Below are 16469 nucleotides of genomic sequence, written 5' to 3'. Positions count from 1 at the left end.
CCCCGTCGATCACGGAACTACTTGATCTTCACGACCACCGTCGAGGCGACCTTGTCGTGCAGGCACTGCTGGAAGGGCTTGTCCCAGAACTGCCAGAGCACGTTCACCAGACTGAAGATGCCGGTGAACCATCCGACGAGCGGAATCCAGCGCAGGCCCTGCGGGCCGTAGAGCACACCCGCACGCTTGATCGCGGCGTCCGCGGAGAGCCCGCCGGCCGTCGAGACGCTCCCGACCGGGACCACCTTGATGCCCATGACCATCTTGCCGACGGTCTGGCCGTTCTGCTTGAGCATGAAGAACTCGTAGCCGCCGTAGATCAGGACGCCGAGGATCGCGGTGAGCAGGTCGTAGAGGAAGGTGCTCCCCCCGCTCACCCCGGTGGCGCTGAAACTGGGCAGCACGATCAGTCCGGCCAGCGCGAAGCTGAGGATGACCGTGGGGATCGCCAGGATCACCGCGTCGATGAGACGGGCCACCAGGCGCTGCCACCACTCCGCGAGCGGAGCGGGGGCGCCGGGGGGGCGTCGCGCCCTGCGGGCCGTAACCCTGGCCGTAGCCGGGCGCCTGCTGGCCGTACCCGGGCTGCTGGCCGTAGCCGGGCTGGGACGCCTGCTGGCCGTAGCCCTGCTGCCCGTAACCGGGCTGCTCGTGCGAGGCCGACTGGCCGTACCCGGGCTGGGCCGCCTGCTGGCCGTAGCCCTGCTGGCCGTACGCGCCCGTGCCCTGCTGCCCGTAGCCGGGCTGCTGGCCGTACCCCTGCTGGCCGTAGGCGGGCGGGGTCTGCGGACCCGTGCCCTCACCCCGGTATCCCACGATCGTCACGTCGGGGTCGTGCCCGCCCTGACCGTGCTGACCGTAGGCGTTCTGCTGTCCGTATTCCGGCTGCCCCGACGGTGTGCGATCGCGGTCGGGATCATCCTGCGGATACGGCGGCTGTCCGGTGCTCACCGCGTCACCTCACTTCGACTGGGCATGTGTCTTATGTCAGACATGCATGCTTGCTGCTGCACAAGGTATCGACATAGGTAAGAACAGTCACCTTTCCTTGGAGTCAGCCCCGGCGTCATTCTCACCGAGGTGCAGCAACATCCTGGTGTTCCCCAAGGTGTTCGGCTTCACGTGCTCAAGATCGAGAAACTCCGCGACGCCCTCGTCGTAGGACGCGAGGAGTTCCGCGTAGACCTCCGGGGAGACCGGCGTCCCCTGGATCTCGCGGAATCCGTGCCGGGCGAAGAAATCGACCTCGAACGTCAGGCAGAAGACCCGCCGCAGGCCCAGTTCGCGGGCGGCGCGGATGAGCTGGGAGACGATCAGGTGCCCGATGCCCATCTTCCGGCAGGAGGGGTCGACGGCGACCGTGCGGATCTCGGCCAGGTCCTCCCAGAGCACGTGCAGCGCCCCGCAGCCGACGATCCGGCCGACCCGCTCGGCCACCCAGAACTCCTGGACGTCCTCGTACAGCGTGACGGTGGCCTTCTCCAGCAGGCGCGGGCCCGCCCCGGCGTAGGTGTCGACGAGCCGCCTGATGGACCGCACGTCCGGGGTCCGCGCCCGGCGGACCGCGATCGTCTCGGCATCGGGTACGGCCTGCGCGGGGAAGTGCTCCGCAACCTGCTCCATCATTCTCCTAGCGGGGGAACCGCCGGTCCCACCCTGGTGGGGAGATCCCTCTCGTGGTTCCCGTGTTCGAAACGGTCAGGGCCTGGCCGTCGCCTTCCTCACTCCGAGGGAGGCGGGAAGCCGCTCCCGCAGGGAGCGGAGAAGTCACAACTGATCAGAGTACGTCCTCTGTCGTCTGCAGTTACGGCTCGTCCTTAACTCGCCTCTCAAAAGCATCACGTCTCACGAGAGGTGAGCCGTACCGTGCGCCGCCGACCCGCTCGCGGCCTCCGCGCTTTCCGAGCGCATCGCCGCGGACCTGCGAAGACCCCGCCCCTGCGGCCGGGGGCCGGATACGGAGCGGCGTAATGCCAGTTGACCGAGGTTCCGTGTGACCTGTCCGTGATTTCCTTGTTTGAGAACCCTTACCAAGTTTGGAGTTCTGGTTGAGCTTGAACTCCCCTTGCACTAGTGTCCAGGCTCGATGTCGGCTCACCCCGAGAGCCGACCCGCCGAATCTCCGAACCCGGAGAACCGGGGACCCACCTCCCTGAAGTCCCCCGGGGTGAATCCGAGACGCCGCCAGTGCTCTCGGTAGGGCTGCCTCCGGCCCGAACCCGTCAGCTAACCCGGTAGGCGGTGCGAGGAAGAGGAGCCTGGTGTGAAGCGCACGCGCGAACGCGGGAGAGAGCATGCGGGCAAGCACGCCCGCTATCGAGAACGCACCCCGCACGGATTCCCGCTCCGGATCACCGTCGTCGCAGCCGTCTTCGCCTCCCTGACCCTGGGGACCCCCCTGGTCGCCACCGCCGACCCCCAGCCGAGCCTCCAGCAGCTCGCCAAGCAGGCCGACAAGCTGCACACGGAGATCGCCCAGCTCACCGAGCAGTACAACGGGGAGCGGGTCAAGCTCAAGCAGGCCGAACGGGCCGCCGCCGCCGCCAAGAAGACCCTCGCCACCAGCGAGTCCCAGCTGGAGTCCCGGCGCCACAAGGCGAGCCTGCTCGCGCAGAGCAGCTACATGACGGGCGGCCTGGGCGGCGGTCTCGCCTTCACCTCCTCCAACGACCCCGACGCCTTCCTCGACCAGGCGGCCGCCACCTACGCCCTCCAGCAGCAGCAGAGCGAGGAGGTCGCCCAGATCAGCCGGGCGATCCAGGCCGCCGAGCGGGCGAAGGCCAGCGCGAAGGCCCGGACCGCCGAGGTCGGCGCCCTCCTCGACGAGCTCGGCACGAAGCGCACCAAGATCGAGCGGCTGGTCGCCCGGGTCGAGAGCAACCTGTTCCGGGAGGTGCGCGAGCGCGCCGGAGGCGGGGGCCGGGCCGTGAAGGTCGACATGCCGATCGTGGGCGGCGGGAAGGCCGCCGAGGCCGCCCGCTGGGCGCTCAGCCAGCAGCTCAAGCCCTACGTGTGGGGCGCCGAGGGTCCCAACAGCTACGACTGCTCGGGCCTGGTCATGTGGGCCTACCAGAAGGTCGGGATCAGCCTGCCGCACTACACCGGCAACCAGTGGACCGCGGGCACCCACATCTCCAAGGGGGAGATGCGCCCCGGAGACCTGGTCTTCTTCCACAACGACCTGCACCACGTCGGGATCTACATCGGCGGGGGCCTGATGGTCCACGCGCCGCGGACCGGCGACGTCGTCCGCATCGCTCCGATCGCGGGCCGTCCGTTCGCCGGCGCCGTACGGATCGCCGGCTGAGACGGAGTCCGGCGGGCGCGGGCCCGGACCGGACGCGGGTCAGATCAGGCGGCGGCGCGCGGCCCACGCCACGGCCTCGATGGCCGTGGCCACGCCGATGCGGTCGCAGATGCCGCGCAGCCTCCGCCGGACGGTGCGCCCGCTGATGTCGAGGCGCCGTCCCACGCGGTCCACCGTGACCCCCTTGGCGAGCTCCGCCAGGAGGACGAGATCCTCGTCACTCAGATCCACCTCGCTCACGGCCAGAAGGCCGCGACGGGCATCCACTACGACTTCTGGATATGCCATCTAGAGGTCCTCCCCCGCACCGGCATCCAGCCGTGAGTGTGATCGGAACCAATGTCGCCCGTCAGGAACGGTAAACGCCTTCTTCAAAGGTCGTCAAGTTCTGCTCTCCATAGATCCGGGGACCTAGATTGACTTAGTGGCTATTACGTGAAGTACTGACGATATGTCGGGGTTTTGCGAATAAGCCGAGACCGGACGGGGACGCGCCGCGGGCAGGCCGCTCCGGGTCCCGGGACGGCCGGCGAACGGCCTGCCAGCACGGGCGACGGGCCCGGGCGGGCGGTTTCCTCGCCAGCGGGGCGGTCCGGCCGTCATGCCCGCGAAGGGGGCTTCCATCCTCATTCCACAAGGAGTATGAGACTTTTGTCACGTTCGCCACTGGAGTAACACGGCAAACAGAAGGAGCCTCTGTCCGGTCACCGGACGCGAGGCTCATTTCTCTACATTCGTTAATGCCGCGCCGAGATGATTGAGCATCCGGCGATATAGGACACGGCCGAAACGGAGTTTCTGAGCCGCACCTTCAAAGGCGCGCCCGGGCGCGCGGGAACGCACCACGGCGGCCGGGGCGCGCGGGAACACACGCGCAGGAACGCACCGCCGCGGCCGGGGCGCGGGAACACACCGCCGCCCCGGCCGCGGACGTCCGTCAGGCTCCGCCGGTCGGCTTGACCAGCGGGAACAGGATGGTCTCGCGGATGTTCTTACCGGTGAAGGCCATCACGAGGCGGTCGATCCCCAGCCCCATGCCACCGGTCGGCGGCATGGCGTATTCCAGGGCGGCCAGGAAGTCCTCGTCAAGCTGCATGGCCTCCGGATCGCCGCCCGCGGCGAGCAGGGACTGCTCGGTGAGGCGGCGGCGCTGCTCGACCGGGTCGATCAGCTCCGAGAAGGCGGTGCCCAGCTCGGTGCCGAACCCGATCAGGTCCCACTTCTCGGTCAGCAGCGGGTTGTCGCGGTGCTGGCGGGCCAGCGGGGAGGTCTCCAGCGGGTAGTCCATGACGAACGTGGGCTGGATCAGGGTGTGCTCGACCAGCGCCTCGAATATCTCCTGGACGAGCTTGCCCTGGCCCCACTTGGGGTCCCAGTGGATCTCCCGCGCGTCGGCCAGCTTGCGGACCTGGTCCAGGGAGGTCTCGGTGGTGACCTCCTCGCCGAGCGCCTCCGAGACGGAGCCGTACAGCGTGATCCGCGGCCACTCGGCCAGCCCGAGGTCGACCTCCACCCCGTCGTGCTCCACCACGGAACGGCCCAGCGCGGCCACGACCGCGCTCTGGATCATCCGCTGGGTCAGGTCGGCCATGTCGTTGTAGTCGAGATACGTCCCGTACGCCTCGAGCATGGTGAACTCGGGGTTGTGGGTGGCGTCCGCGCCCTCGTTGCGGAAGTTGCGGTTGACCTCGAAGACCTTCTCGATGCCGCCGACCACGAGCCGCTTGAGGTAGAGCTCGATCGCGATGCGGAGGTAGAGCTCCATGTCGTAGGCGTTGATGTGGGTCTTGAACGGCCGGGCCGCCGCGCCGCCGTGGATCGGCTGCAGCATCGGCGTCTCGACCTCGAGGTAGCCCTCGCCGTGCCAGAAGTCACGGATCGCGCGGACGACGGCGCTGCGGGTGTAGGCCATCTTGCGGGCCTCGTCGTTGACGATGAGGTCCACGTAGCGCAGCCGTACCCGCGCCTCGGGGTCGGTGAGCCCGGCGTGCTTCTCCGGCAGCGGGCGCAGGCACTTGGAGGTGATCGCCCACCGGTCGGCCAGGATGGACAGCTCACCGCGGCGCGAGGTGATCACCTCGCCCTCGATGCCGATGTGGTCGCCCAGGTCGACGTCGCGCTTCCAGGCGGCGAGGGACTCCTCGCCCACCTTGTCCAGCGAGATCATGACCTGCAGGTCGCCGGAGCCGTCCCGGATGGTGGCGAAGCAGAGCTTGCCGCCGGTCCGCGAGAGCATGACGCGGCCCGTGACGCCGACTCTGTCACCGGTCGCGGTGTCAGCGGCGAGATCGGCGTATTTGTCGCGGATCTCGGCGTTGGTCGCGGTGCGCGGGAAGGTCACCGGGTAGGGGTCGACGCCCTCGGAACGGAGGCGGTCGAGCTTCTCCCGGCGCACGCGCATCTGCTCGGGCAGATCCTCGGCTGCAGTCACATGGTCGGTCACGCGGTCAAGGTTACCGATGTCCGGGCCGCTCCCGGACTGCACCCGACTACATGGTGTTGCGGTGGTAGATGAGCCGGAGTCCGATCAGCGTCAGCCACGGCTCGTGCACGTCGATCGAGGCGGACTCGCTCACCACGAGCGGCGCCGCGCTGCCGGTCGCGACCACCGTGACGTCGTCCGGGTCCTCGGCCAGCTCGGCGGCCATCCGCTCCACGATCCCGTCCACCTGGCCGGCGAAGCCGTAGATGATGCCGGACTGGAGCGCCTCGACCGTGTTCTTCGCGATCACCGACCGGGGCCGGATCAGCTCCACCTTGTGCAGCTGCGCCCCGGCGGCGGCCAGCGCGTCCACCGAGATCTCGATGCCGGGCGCGGTGACCGCCCCGACGTACTCCCCCTTGGCGGAGACGGCGTCGAAGGAGGTCGCGGTCCCGAAGTCGACGATGATGCACGGCCCGCCGTACAGCTGGATGGCCGCCAGCGCGTTGACGATGCGGTCGCTGCCGACCTCCTTCGGGTTGTCCATCCGGACCGGCACCCCGGTGCGCACGCCGGGCTCCACGATCACCGCGGTCACGTCGCCGTAGTAGCGGCGGCACATCTCGCGCATCTCGTTGAGCACCGACGGCACCGTGGAGCAGAGCGCGATGCCGTCGACGTCGGCCCCCTTGAGCAGCGGCGACTGCGCCAGCAGCCCCTGCAGCACGACCGCGACCTCGTCGGCCGTGCGCCGGGCGTCGGTGGCGATCCGCCAGTGCTCGATGACCTCCTCGCCCTCGAACAGGCCGAGAACGGTGTGAGTGTTGCCTACGTCGATGGCGAGCAGCATCAGTTCCCCCGAAGGTCCAAGGCGATGTCCAGGGCCGGCGCCGAGTGCGTGAGCGCGCCCACCGCAAGGTAGTCAACACCGGTTTCGGCCACGTCACGGGCCGATTCCAAGGTCAACCCCCCGCTGGACTCCAGGCGCGCCCGTCCGCCGACCAGGCGTACGGCCTCGCGGAGCTGCGGAACGGTGAAGTTGTCCAGCAGGATCTCCTCCGCCCCCTCCGCCAGCACCGGCTCGATCTGGTCGATCCGGTCGACCTCGACCTCGATCGGCAGGCCGGGGTAGGCGTCGCGGACCGCGCGGAACGCCTCGGCCACCCCGCCCGCGGCCACCACGTGATTGTCCTTGATCAGTGCCGCGTCCGACAACGACATGCGGTGGTTGACCCCGCCGCCCGCCCGGACGGCGTACTTCTCCAGCGCGCGCAAGCCCGGCAGCGTCTTGCGGCTGTCCCGGACGCGGGCGCCGGTCCCCTCGACCGCCCGGACCCACCGGCCGGTGAGCGAGGCGACGCCGGACAGGTGGGTGAGCAGGTTCAGCGCGGTCCGCTCGGCCGTCAGCAGGTCCCGGGTGGTGCCGGTGACGGTCATCAGCACGTCTCCCCGCTCCACCCGCTCGCCGTCCTTGACGTGCCGCTCGGTACGGCTCGCGCCGAGCCGGGCGAAGACCGCCTCCGCGACCGCGAGCCCCGCGACCACCCCGTCGACCCTGGCCACCACGTCCGCGGTGGCGGTCTGCCCGGCCGGGATCGTGGCGATGCTCGTCACGTCGCCGGCCTCCTGCAGGTCCTCCCGGAGCGCGGCCTCGATCACGGCGCCCACCTCGGCCGGGTCCAGCCCCGCCGCGGTCAGCTCCTCGGCCAGGTGCGCGGGGAGCGCCTCCCCGTGCGGACGATGGTTCATGATCAGTCCCTCCCCTGTCAGGGTCACGTCGAGGTGGCCGAGCCACCGGTGGTCGTCACGGTCGGGAAAGTCCTCCCGCCAGTGTGACCCACGGGTCTCCTCGCGGGCGCGGGCGGCCTCCACCAGGGCGGAGGCGACGGTGAGCAGGTTGGTGGCCTCCCACGACTCGGTGCACGGCTCGACCGCCACCGGCGTCCAGCGGGAGTTCACCAGGGCGCGGCTCACCTCGCCCAGGCTCTTCTCGCTGCGCAGCACGCTCGCGCCCCGGCTCATGTGCGCCTGGATCCGCGGCCTGGCCCGGGGGTCGACCAGCCCTTCTGCCCTGCCGTCGGCGCCGTCGGCCACCGGCTCGCCGGGCGCGGGCCGTACGGCGTGCACGTCGGCGGCGATCCGCTCGGCGAAGACCAGGCCCTCCAGCAGGGAGTTGGACGCCAGCCGGTTGGCGCCGTGCACGCCGGTGCAGGCCACCTCTCCGCAGGCGTACAGGCCCGGCACGCTGGTACGGCCGTGCAGGTCGGTGCGGACGCCGCCGCTGGCGTAGTGGGCGGCCGGGGCGACCGGGATCGGCTGGGTGACCGGGTCGATCCCGTGCTCCAGGCAGACCGCGTGGATCGTCGGGAAGCGGGTCCGCCACTTCTCCTCGCCGAAGTGGCGCCCGTCGAGGTACATGTGCTCGGCGCCGGTCTCCCGCATCCGCCGCATGATCGCCTTGGCCACCACGTCCCGGGGCGCCAGGTCGGCGAGTTCGTGCACGTCCGCCATGAACCGCACGCCGCCTGAGTCGATCAGCACCGCGCCCTCGCCGCGGACCGCCTCGGAGATCAGCGGCTGCTGGCCGGTGGAGTCCTCGCCCAGCCAGAGCACGGTCGGGTGGAACTGGACGAACTCCAGGTCGCGCACGACGGCCCCGGCCCGCAGCGCGAGCGCGACGCCGTCCCCGGTGGAGACCGCCGGGTTGGTCGTGGCGGCGTAGACCTGGCCCATCCCGCCGGTGGCGAGCACCACGGCGCGGGACCGCACGGCGCCCACGCCGTCGCGCGAGCCCTCGCCCATCACGTGCAGGGTCACCCCGGCCGCGTGACCGCGCGCGTCCTTCAGCAGGTCCAGGACCAGCGCGTGCTCGATCACCTCGATCTCCGACGCCCGGACCGCGGCCACGAGCGCGCGCTGCACCTCGGCGCCGGTGGCGTCGCCGCCCGCGTGCACGATGCGGTCGCGCCGGTGGCCGCCCTCGCGGGTGAGCTGGAGGCCGCCCTCGGCGTCGGTGTCGAAGCGGGCGCCCGCGGCGATCAGCCCGCGCAGCGCGTCCGGCCCCTCGGTCACCAGGACCCTGACCGCCTCCTCATCGCAGAGGCCGACCCCGGCGACGAGCGTGTCGTACAGGTGCTCCTCGGGGGTGTCGGCGGGGTCGAGCACGGCGGCGATGCCGCCCTGCGCCCAGCGGGTGGAGCCCGCCGAGAGCACGTCCTTGGTGACGACCAGGACCTTCGCCCCGGGGTCCAGGGCCGCCAGGCGGAGCGCCAAGGTCAGGCCCGCGATCCCGGAGCCGACCACGACCACGTCCGCGTCGACCGTCCATCCCGGCTCGGGCGCGGTCAGTTTCCGGGGGATCGGGATGCTCATGGTCGCCTCCTGTCTGTTGCGACGCCGCGCGTCGCGGCTCGGGAGTCATGGCCGGAGCCCCCGAGCGGGCCCGTGGAGGTCTGGGGGTCCACGGATTTCGTCACCATGACGATAACGCCCCGCGGAGGCCGGGGCTTCCCCGGGTAGGCAGGAGATCTCCTCTCCGGACCGGCGCGGCCCGGAGAGGAGACCGGTGAAGGTCTCGGACCTGCCCGGACGGAAGGCCGGCGGGACCGGGGACCGGCTCGCCCGGAAGACCGGCCGGAGACCGGGTCCCCCGGAGAACGGCGGAACCGGGAGGCCGACCCCGCCGAGAGGTCAGCCGGAGAGCGGCTCGGCCGGAAGGTCAGCCGGAGACCAGGTCCCCCCGGAGAGCGGCGGAGCCGGGGACCGGCTCGGCCGGGTCGTCGCCGAGGTCGATGACGCGGTTGCCCCGGTCGACGTGCACGACCCGGGGCCGGAAGGCCCGGGCCTCGGCGTCCTCCATCTGGCCGTACGCGATGATGATCACCAGGTCGCCCTCGTGGACGAGCCGGGCGGCGGCGCCGTTGATGCCGATGACGCCCGAGCCCCTGGGCCCGGCGATGGTGTAGGTGACCAGGCGCGCGCCGTTGTCGATGTCCACGATGTGGACCTGCTCCCCGGGCAGCAGCCCGGCCGCGTCCAGCAGGTCCTCGTCGATGGTGACCGATCCCACGTAGTGCAGGTCGGCCTGGGTGACGGTGGCACGGTGGATCTTGGACGTGAGCATGGTTCGGAGCATGCGCCGTTCACCTTTCGAAGGTCGCGCCGCCTCACGGGCGTGCACGCCGGACAGGGGTCTGCAGAGCGCTACCAGATTACGGTCGGCCCAGCGTCAGAACAACGTTGTCGATCAGCCGGGTAGTCCCCACCTTCGCGGCGACGGCGAGGACCGCCTCCCCCGTGTGGTCGCCGGACGCCTCGGTGAAGGTCGCCGGGTCCACCAGGACCAGGTAGTCGAGGGCCACCCCCGGCTCGGCGTCCAGCACGGCGCGCGCCGCCCGCCGGATCTCCGCCGGGGTCCGCTGCTCCGCCCCCGCGAACAGCGCCCGGGACAGGGCCAGCGCCGAGTTCCGCTCCTCCGCCGACAGGTAGCGGTTCCGGCTGGACAGCGCCAGGCCGTCCGCCTCCCGGATCGTGGAGGCCCCCACGATCTCGATCGGCAGGTCGAGGTCGAGGACCATCCGGCGGATCAGCGCGAGCTGCTGGGCGTCCTTGCGGCCGAACACCGCCACGTCCGGCCGAACCAGGTTGAACAGCTTGAGCACCACGGTCAGCATGCCGTCGAAGTGCCCCGGCCGGGACGCGCCCTCGACGATCGAGCCCATCGCGCCCGCCGTCACGCCGACCTGCCGGTCCGGCAGGTACATGTCCTCGGCGGCGGGGGCGAAGACGACGTCCACGCCCTCGGCCGCGCACACCTCCAGGTCGGCGTCGAACGTCCGGGGGTAGCGGGAGTAGTCCTCCCCCGGGCCGAACTGCAGCGGGTTGACGAAGACGCTCACCGCCACGCGGTCGGCCCGTTCCCTGGCCAGCCGCATGAGCGAGCGGTGGCCCTCGTGCAGGGCCCCCATGGTCGGCACCAGCGCCAGGCCGGCCCGGCCGTCGAAGACCTCGCGGCCGACGCGCAGCGTCCGGCGGGCTTCGGCCAGCTCCGCGCGGTCGCCCGCCACGATCAGGTCCATATGTTCCCTCCCAGGGCGTCCAGGAGGCGCTCGGCGGCCTCGGGCTTGAGCAGCCCGGCCGCGAGCGCCCGGTCCGCCGTGAGCCTAGCGAGGGCCACATAGGCGTCCGCGGCCTCGGGGGCGGCGAGGATGAGCGCGTCCACGTGCTTGCGGACCGTGCCCGCGTCGCCCCGCACCACGGGACCGGTCAGTCCGGCCAGGCCGAGCCGGAGCACGTTGTCCAGGGCCGCGCCGAGCAGCGGGCCGAGCATCCGGCCCGGCTCGTCCACGCCGATCTTCCGCAGCAGCTCCGAGGACTCCGCGATGAGCGTGACCATGTGGTTGGCCGCGTTCGCCAGGGCCGCGTGGTAGAGCGCCCGGTCCCGCTCCTCGATCCAGACCGGCTCGCCCTCCATCTCGATGACCAGCGCCTCGGCCACCGGGCGGAGCGGCTCGGGGGCGGTGACGCCGAACGTGATGCCGGTCAGCCGGCTCAGGTCGTCGTCCCTGCCGGTGAAGGTCATCACCGGGTGCAGCGCCAGCGGGAGCGCCCCGCGTTCGACCGCCGGGTTCAGCACCGCCAGGCCGTACGCGCCGCTGGTGTGGACCAGCAACTTGCCGCGCAGGTCGGCGCCCGTCTCGGCCAGGCCGGCGACCAGGCCGGGCAGCACGTCGTCGGGGACCGTGAGCAGGACGAGATCCGCGCGGGCCACCACGTCCTCCGGACTGCTGGGGGTCAGGCCCAGCCGGTCGGCCGCCCTGCGCCTGGAGGCGTCGGAGACGCCGCTGACGGCCGCGAGCCGGTGACCCGCCCTCGCCAGGGCGGCGCCGAGCACCGAGCCGACCCGTCCGGCCCCGAGCACCCCGACCGCCAAGCGCGCCGGGCGATCACCTGTGTCCACGATGTCCCGTCCTTCGCCAACATGGAGCTACATGCCCAGTCCATCAGCGTAACGGGCCGAACCCCGACGGTGGCGTCACGGCACCCGTCCGGAGACGTGGCGCCGGGAGACATGGTCTGGTCGCCCGGAGCGTCAGGAACCGCCGACCGCGGCGTCAGGAGGTCTCCACCGCCCGGAGACGGCGGCGGGCGCCGGGCCGTTCCCCAGGGCCCGACGCCCGATGATGCCGACACGAGTGATCAGCGCTGCCGGAGTGCGCCGGGACCGCGCCCGCTGGGGGAGCGGGCCGGGCACCGTCTGCCACCGGCTTGAGCAACGTTAACGCAAAGTGATGACAGGAAGCGGTAACCCGTTCACCCGGCGTGTCATCTCCGTCTCATGCGGGCCCCTCTGGAACCCCGGTAACGTCTCCGGTCATGTGGCTCACCTGGCGCGCCGCGACGGAGCGGGCGCTCTACGGCGAGAACGGTTTCTACCTGCGGGAGAGCCCCTCCCGGCATTTCCGGACCTCGGTCGGCGCCTCCGCCGTGTTCGCCGAGGCCGTGCTGCGCGAGCTCCTGGCGGTGGACGACCTGCTCGGGCGGCCGCCGAAGGTCGACCTGGTGGACCTCGGCGCGGGCGAGGGCGCCCTGGCCGCGCGGGTCGCGGCGCTCGCCCCGGCGGAGCTGCGGGCCAGGCTCCGGACGACCGCGGTGGACCTGGCCCCCCGGCCGCCCGGACTGCCCGCGGAGATCACCTGGTCACCCGTCCCGCCGGACCGGATCCGCGGCCTGGCGATCGCCAACGAGTGGCTGGACAACGTGCCCGTGGACGTCGCCGAGCAGACCCCGGACGGGCCCCGGCTGGTGCTGGTCGACCCGGAGACCGGCGAGGAGCGGCTCGGCGACCGGCCCGCGGCGGCCGACCTGGCCTGGCTGGCCCGCTGGTGGCCGCTGCGGAAGGCGGGCGAGCGGGCGGAGATCGGCGTCCCCCGCGACGACGCCTGGGCGCAGGTCGTCGTACGGCTGGCGGGGGGGGCGGGCGATCGCCGTCGACTACGCGCACGCCTCGGGCCGCCGCCCGCCGTACGGCACGCTGGCCGGCTACCGCGACGGGGCGGCCGTCCCGCCTGTGCCCGACGGGTCCTGCGACATCACCGCGCACGTCGCCCTGGACGCCTGCGCGGCCGCCGGGGAGCGGGCCGGGGCCGCCACCGCGGCGCTGACCACGCAGCGCGAGGCCCTGCGCGGCCTCGGCCTCACCGGGACCAGGCCTCCGGCCGACCTCGCCCGCACCGACCCGCGCGGCTACCTGCGGGCCCTGGTGAGGGCCTCGGAGGAGGCGGAGCTCCTTGACCCCGGCGGGCTGGGCGGCTTCGGCTGGCTCGTCCAGGAGCGCCGCTCGCTGTCACCGGGCACCGCTGACGGTCAGAACGCCGCTGAGCGTCCGGCTCCGGGACGCGGGTTCCGCTCGGCTGCGGCGTCAGACGCGGACGGCGTCAGACGCGGACCTGGAGGGACTCCAGGCCGCGGATGACGTAACCCGGACCCCAGACGGGCTCGGCGGCGAGCTCCATCGCCGGGGCCCTGCGCAGCAGGGCGCCGAACGACTCGGCGAGCTCGATCCGGGCCAGCGGCGCGCCCAGGCAGAAGTGGATGCCGGCGCCGAAGGAGATGTGCGGGTTGTCCGCCCGGCCGACGTCCAGGCGGTCGGGGTCGTCGAACACCTCGGGGTCGCGGTTGGCCGAGCCGAACAGCAGGGCCACCTCGCTGCCGCGCGGGATGTCCACCCCGCCGACCGTGACGTCCTCCAGCACCCAGCGCTCGAACATCTGCAGCGGGGTGTCCCACCGCATCAGCTCCTCGATCGCGGTCGGCAGCAGGCCGTGGTCGGCGCGGAGGCGCTCCAGCTCGGAGGGGTTGCGGAAGAGGGACCACCAGCCGTTGCCGGTGACGTTGACCGTCGCCTCGTGCCCGGCGTTGAGCAGGAGCACGCAGGTGCCGACCAGTTCCGCCTCGGTGAGCGCGTCGCCCTCGTCTGCGACCTGCGCCAGCGCGCTGATCAGGTCGTCACCGGGGTGCTCCCGCCGGTGGCGGGCCAGCCCGACGAGGTAGTCGGAGAACTCCTCCGCGGCGCGCACGGCGGTGTGCTGGGCCTCGACCGAGGGATTGAGCTCGTACATGCCGCAGATCTCGGCGGACCAGGGCCGGAGCAGGTGCCGGTCGGCCTCGGGCACGCCGAGCATCTCGGCGATCACGGTCACCGGGAGCGGCTCGGCCACCTCGGCGATGAGGTCGCCCCCACCGCTCTCGGCGAACTGGTCGACGAGCCCGGTGGCGAGCTCGGCGACCTTGGGGCGCAGGGCCTCGACCATGCGCGGGGTGAACGCCTTGGACACCAGCCGCCGCAGCCGGGTGTGCACCGGCGGCTCGACGTCGAGCATCCCGGCCCGGATCACCCGCCAGAACGGGTCCTGGAAATCGGGGTCGTCGGGTCTGCCGAACTCCGCGTGGGTGGCCACGTGCAGGTAGGACCTGCCGAGCCTGCGGTCGCGGAGCAGCGCGTTGACGTCGGCGTGCCGGGCGACCAGCCACTGGCCGGTCGGTTCGAAGAAGCCGACCGGCCGCTCCCGCCGCAGCTCGGCGTAGACGTCGTACGGGTGGGCGACGAATTCCGGATTCCAGGGATCAAACTTCACATTGGCATCGTAATCCCAGCTAGGACCCCGCGGGCTTGTCCGTCTCGCCCTCTTCGTAGCGGTGGTGCAGCTCGACCGGTTCCTCGGCCCCGGCCTTGCTCCGCACGCGGATGTTGAGCAGTTCCACCAGCAGCGAGAAGGCCATCGCGAAGTAGACGTAGCCCTTGGGGATGTGCTGCTCGAAGCCCTCGGTCAGGAGTACGACGCCGATCAGGATCAGGAAGGACAGCGCGAGCATCTTGATGCTCGGGTGCTTGTCCACGAAGCGGCTGATCGGCCCGGAGGCGAACAGCATCACCAGGACCGAGACGACGACGGCCGCGACCATCACGCCGATCTCGTCCACCATGCCGACCGCGGTGATCACCGAGTCGAGCGAGAAGACGATGTCCAGGATCATGATCTGGAGGATCACCGCGCCGAAGGAGGCGGCCACCCTGCCCCCGGCGTGGCCGGACTTGCCCTCCAGGTTGTCGTGGACCTCGAAGACGCTCTTGCCGATCAGGAACAGGCCGCCCAGGATCAGGATCAGGTCGCGGCCCGAGATCTCCTGCCCGACGACCTCGAAGAGCGGCTGGGTGAGCCGGATGACCCACGACAGCGCCAGCAGCAGCGCCAGGCGGCTGAGCAGCGCGGCGAGCAGGCCCAGCTTCCGGGCCCGGTCCCGCTGCTCGGGCGGGAGCTTGCCCGCCAGGATCGAGATGAAGATGATGTTGTCGATGCCGAGGACGATCTCCAGGCCGACGAGGGTGAGGAATCCTATCCAGATCTGCGGGTCGGTCACCCAGTCCATCGCCGTCTCCTTCGCGGGGTCGTGCCGTTCCGTGGGGTCACGCCGCGTAGACGATCGGCGGACGCCGGTAGTTCCTGCCCACGATCGCCGGGATGATCCCGGCGCCGGGCGAGGCGCGGCACGACCCGCCGGTGGAACGGCCGATGGAACGGCCGGTGGAGCAGCCGCTGGAACGGCCGACTTGCGGAACCGCGCCCGGTGGTGGTTATAGTTCGCCTGTAGGTCATGAGTGCCAGTGACAAGCCCCGGCTCGCTGGCCGGCAACCCTCGCGTCCGCGGCGGGGTGCCCCGGGTGAGGACCTGGTCCGGCACGAGGTGTGCCGGGCAAGCGCGGGCTCCACGCACCAACGCCACCCTGCGGGGCTTGGGGTCCGATGACCTCGAAGGAGTCCTGGCGTGTCCGTCCTCGGAATCTTCACCCCCGCCCCCACCGGCACCGCAGTCCCCGCCGGAGCCCGCCCCGTACCCGCCGACCGGACCACCGCCGCCCCGGCCGCGGTCTCGGCGGACCCGCTCCTCCGGCAGGCGGCCACGGCGGAGCGGCCGATCCCCGCGGTGCTCGGCGCCGACCTGCAGGTCCCCGTCCGGGGCGGCCGGCTGGTCTCCTACGCCAACCTCGACTACGCCGCCAGCGCGCCGTGTCTGGAGCCGGTGAGCGCCGCGGTCGCCGCCGCGCTCCCGGCCTACTCCAGCGTCCACCGGGGCGCCGGCTACGCCTCCCAGCTCACCACGGCCCGCTACGAGCAGGCCCGGCACACGGTCCGCGCCTTCACCGGCGCCCGCCCCGGTGACGCGGTGGTCTTCACCCGCAACACCACGGACGCCACCAACCTGCTGGCCCGCGCCCTGCCCGAGGGCACCACCGCGGTGGTCTTCGACACCGAGCACCACGCCTCGCTGCTGCCCTGGGCGGACGCCGTACGGCTCGCGCCCCCCGCCTTCCCCGGTGAGGCCGTCCGCGCGGCCGACGAGGCGCTGGCGGCCCTGGCGGACCGCGACGGCCCGAAGCTGCTCGTGGTGACCGCCGCCTCCAACGTCACCGGCGAGCTCTGGCCGATCGCCGCCCTGGCGCACATCGCCCACCGCCACGGCGCCCGCATCCTCGTCGACGCCGCCCAGCTCGTCCCGCACCGCCCGCTCAACCTGACCGCGCTCGACCTGGACTACGTGGTCTTCTCCGGCCACAAGCTCTACGCGCCCTTCGGCACGGGCGTGCTCGTCGGCCGCCCCGACTGGCTCGCGGCGGCCCCGCCGTACCTGCGGGGCGGCGGGGCGGGTGGCGGCGCGGTGCACGGGCGGCGCGGCCGCCAC

At 72.0% G+C, this 16469-nt stretch carries 15 protein-coding genes, 1 pseudogene and 2 riboswitches; of the genes and pseudogenes, 5 read left to right on the top strand and 11 right to left on the bottom strand.

What is annotated here, in order from left to right; genetic code table 11:
• Positions 1-17 precede the first annotated feature (17 nt).
• Positions 18-479, bottom strand: a complete 462-nt coding sequence (locus ACWJ6R_RS01810) for an RDD family protein (protein ID WP_449060512.1) — start codon at positions 477-479, stop codon at positions 18-20.
• On the opposite strand from ACWJ6R_RS01810, the gene ACWJ6R_RS01805 reads away from it, so the two are divergent.
• The gene (locus ACWJ6R_RS01805; protein ID WP_449060511.1) at positions 466-1032 is read left to right on the top strand and encodes a hypothetical protein; all 567 of its coding nucleotides are present in this window, start codon (positions 466-468) and stop codon (positions 1030-1032) included. The genes ACWJ6R_RS01810 and ACWJ6R_RS01805 overlap by 14 nt on opposite strands.
• 6 nt (positions 1033-1038) lie before the next feature.
• Here ACWJ6R_RS01805 and ACWJ6R_RS01800 read toward each other — a convergent pair whose 3' ends face one another.
• Positions 1039-1623 (bottom strand): amino-acid N-acetyltransferase, encoded by a 585-nt coding sequence (locus tag ACWJ6R_RS01800; protein WP_449060510.1) that lies wholly within the window; start codon positions 1621-1623, stop codon positions 1039-1041.
• Between the two features lie 479 nt (positions 1624-2102).
• Positions 2103-2256, top strand: a riboswitch (cyclic di-AMP (ydaO/yuaA leader).
• Between the two features lie 7 nt (positions 2257-2263).
• Here ACWJ6R_RS01800 and ACWJ6R_RS01795 point away from each other — a divergent pair.
• Positions 2264-3307 (top strand): NlpC/P60 family protein, encoded by a 1044-nt coding sequence (locus ACWJ6R_RS01795; RefSeq protein ID WP_449060509.1) that lies wholly within the window; start codon positions 2264-2266, stop codon positions 3305-3307.
• Positions 3308-3346: 39 nt separating this feature from the next.
• Here ACWJ6R_RS01795 and ACWJ6R_RS01790 read toward each other — a convergent pair whose 3' ends face one another.
• The 7 genes from ACWJ6R_RS01790 to ACWJ6R_RS01760 all read right to left on the bottom strand — a co-directional run bounded on the left by ACWJ6R_RS01790 (position 3347) and on the right by ACWJ6R_RS01760 (position 11688).
• Positions 3347-3547 carry a LuxR C-terminal-related transcriptional regulator gene (locus tag ACWJ6R_RS01790; protein WP_307729044.1) on the bottom strand — a complete coding sequence of 67 codons (201 nt, stop codon included), beginning with the start codon at positions 3545-3547 and terminating at the stop codon, positions 3347-3349.
• Between the two features lie 697 nt (positions 3548-4244).
• On the bottom strand, positions 4245-5750 hold the full coding sequence (gene lysX, locus ACWJ6R_RS01785; protein ID WP_449060508.1) for a bifunctional lysylphosphatidylglycerol synthetase/lysine--tRNA ligase LysX: 1506 nt from the start codon (positions 5748-5750) through the stop codon (positions 4245-4247).
• Between the two features lie 46 nt (positions 5751-5796).
• Positions 5797-6579 carry a type III pantothenate kinase gene (locus ACWJ6R_RS01780; protein ID WP_068902518.1) on the bottom strand — a complete coding sequence of 261 codons (783 nt, stop codon included), beginning with the start codon at positions 6577-6579 and terminating at the stop codon, positions 5797-5799.
• A complete protein-coding gene (locus ACWJ6R_RS01775) occupies positions 6579-9101 on the bottom strand; it encodes an L-aspartate oxidase (RefSeq protein WP_449060507.1) in 2523 nt (840 codons plus the stop codon). Before ACWJ6R_RS01775 ends, ACWJ6R_RS01780 begins: the two co-directional genes overlap by 1 nt.
• 346 nt (positions 9102-9447) lie before the next feature.
• Positions 9448-9864, bottom strand: coding sequence for an aspartate 1-decarboxylase (gene panD, locus ACWJ6R_RS01770; protein WP_449060506.1), 417 nt, complete (start codon positions 9862-9864; stop codon positions 9448-9450).
• 76 nt (positions 9865-9940) lie between these two features.
• Positions 9941-10807 (bottom strand): pantoate--beta-alanine ligase, encoded by an 867-nt coding sequence (gene panC / locus ACWJ6R_RS01765; protein WP_449060505.1) that lies wholly within the window; start codon positions 10805-10807, stop codon positions 9941-9943.
• Positions 10798-11688: a Rossmann-like and DUF2520 domain-containing protein gene (locus ACWJ6R_RS01760; RefSeq protein ID WP_449060504.1), complete on the bottom strand. Its 891-nt coding sequence runs from the start codon at positions 11686-11688 to the stop codon at positions 10798-10800. The genes panC and ACWJ6R_RS01760 overlap by 10 nt, the downstream gene beginning before the upstream one ends.
• 416 nt (positions 11689-12104) lie before the next feature.
• Here ACWJ6R_RS01760 and ACWJ6R_RS01755 point away from each other — a divergent pair.
• Positions 12105-12632, top strand: a pseudogene (locus ACWJ6R_RS01755) (SAM-dependent methyltransferase); the annotation flags it as partial.
• A gap of 79 nt (positions 12633-12711) precedes the next feature.
• Positions 12712-13203 (top strand): hypothetical protein, encoded by a 492-nt coding sequence (locus tag ACWJ6R_RS01750; protein ID WP_449060527.1) that lies wholly within the window; start codon positions 12712-12714, stop codon positions 13201-13203.
• Here ACWJ6R_RS01750 and ACWJ6R_RS01745 read toward each other — a convergent pair.
• Positions 13166-14365, bottom strand: a complete 1200-nt coding sequence (locus ACWJ6R_RS01745) for a cytochrome P450 (RefSeq protein ID WP_449060503.1) — start codon at positions 14363-14365, stop codon at positions 13166-13168. The genes ACWJ6R_RS01750 and ACWJ6R_RS01745 overlap by 38 nt on opposite strands.
• A gap of 19 nt (positions 14366-14384) precedes the next feature.
• Positions 14385-15158 carry a TerC family protein gene (locus ACWJ6R_RS01740; RefSeq protein ID WP_449060502.1) on the bottom strand — a complete coding sequence of 258 codons (774 nt, stop codon included), beginning with the start codon at positions 15156-15158 and terminating at the stop codon, positions 14385-14387.
• Positions 15159-15379: 221 nt separating this feature from the next.
• Positions 15380-15495: riboswitch (SAM riboswitch) on the top strand.
• 59 nt (positions 15496-15554) lie between these two features.
• On the opposite strand from ACWJ6R_RS01740, the gene ACWJ6R_RS01735 reads away from it, so the two are divergent.
• Positions 15555-16469, top strand: a 915-nt coding sequence (locus ACWJ6R_RS01735; protein ID WP_449060501.1) for an aminotransferase class V-fold PLP-dependent enzyme, incomplete at its 3' end; no start/stop codon positions are given.

It is taken from the genome of Planomonospora algeriensis (genome assembly GCF_977012225.1).
This window is presented reverse-complemented; position numbering and strand designations above follow the sequence as displayed.

Excerpts from the sequence above, each read along its gene's own strand:
- ACWJ6R_RS01800 (WP_449060510.1), bottom strand. The coding sequence starts at position 1,623 with ATGGAGCAGGTTGCGGAGCACTTCCCCGCGCAGGCCGTACCCGATGCC.
- panC (WP_449060505.1), bottom strand. The coding sequence starts at position 10,807 with ATGGACCTGATCGTGGCGGGCGACCGCGCGGAGCTGGCCGAAGCCCGC.
- ACWJ6R_RS01775 (WP_449060507.1), bottom strand. The coding sequence starts at position 9,101 with ATGAGCATCCCGATCCCCCGGAAACTGACCGCGCCCGAGCCGGGATGG.
- ACWJ6R_RS01780 (WP_068902518.1), bottom strand. The coding sequence starts at position 6,579 with ATGCTGCTCGCCATCGACGTAGGCAACACTCACACCGTTCTCGGCCTG.
- ACWJ6R_RS01740 (WP_449060502.1), bottom strand. The coding sequence starts at position 15,158 with ATGGACTGGGTGACCGACCCGCAGATCTGGATAGGATTCCTCACCCTC.
- panD (WP_449060506.1), bottom strand. The coding sequence starts at position 9,864 with ATGCTCCGAACCATGCTCACGTCCAAGATCCACCGTGCCACCGTCACC.
- ACWJ6R_RS01805 (WP_449060511.1), top strand. The coding sequence starts at position 466 with ATGAGACGGGCCACCAGGCGCTGCCACCACTCCGCGAGCGGAGCGGGG.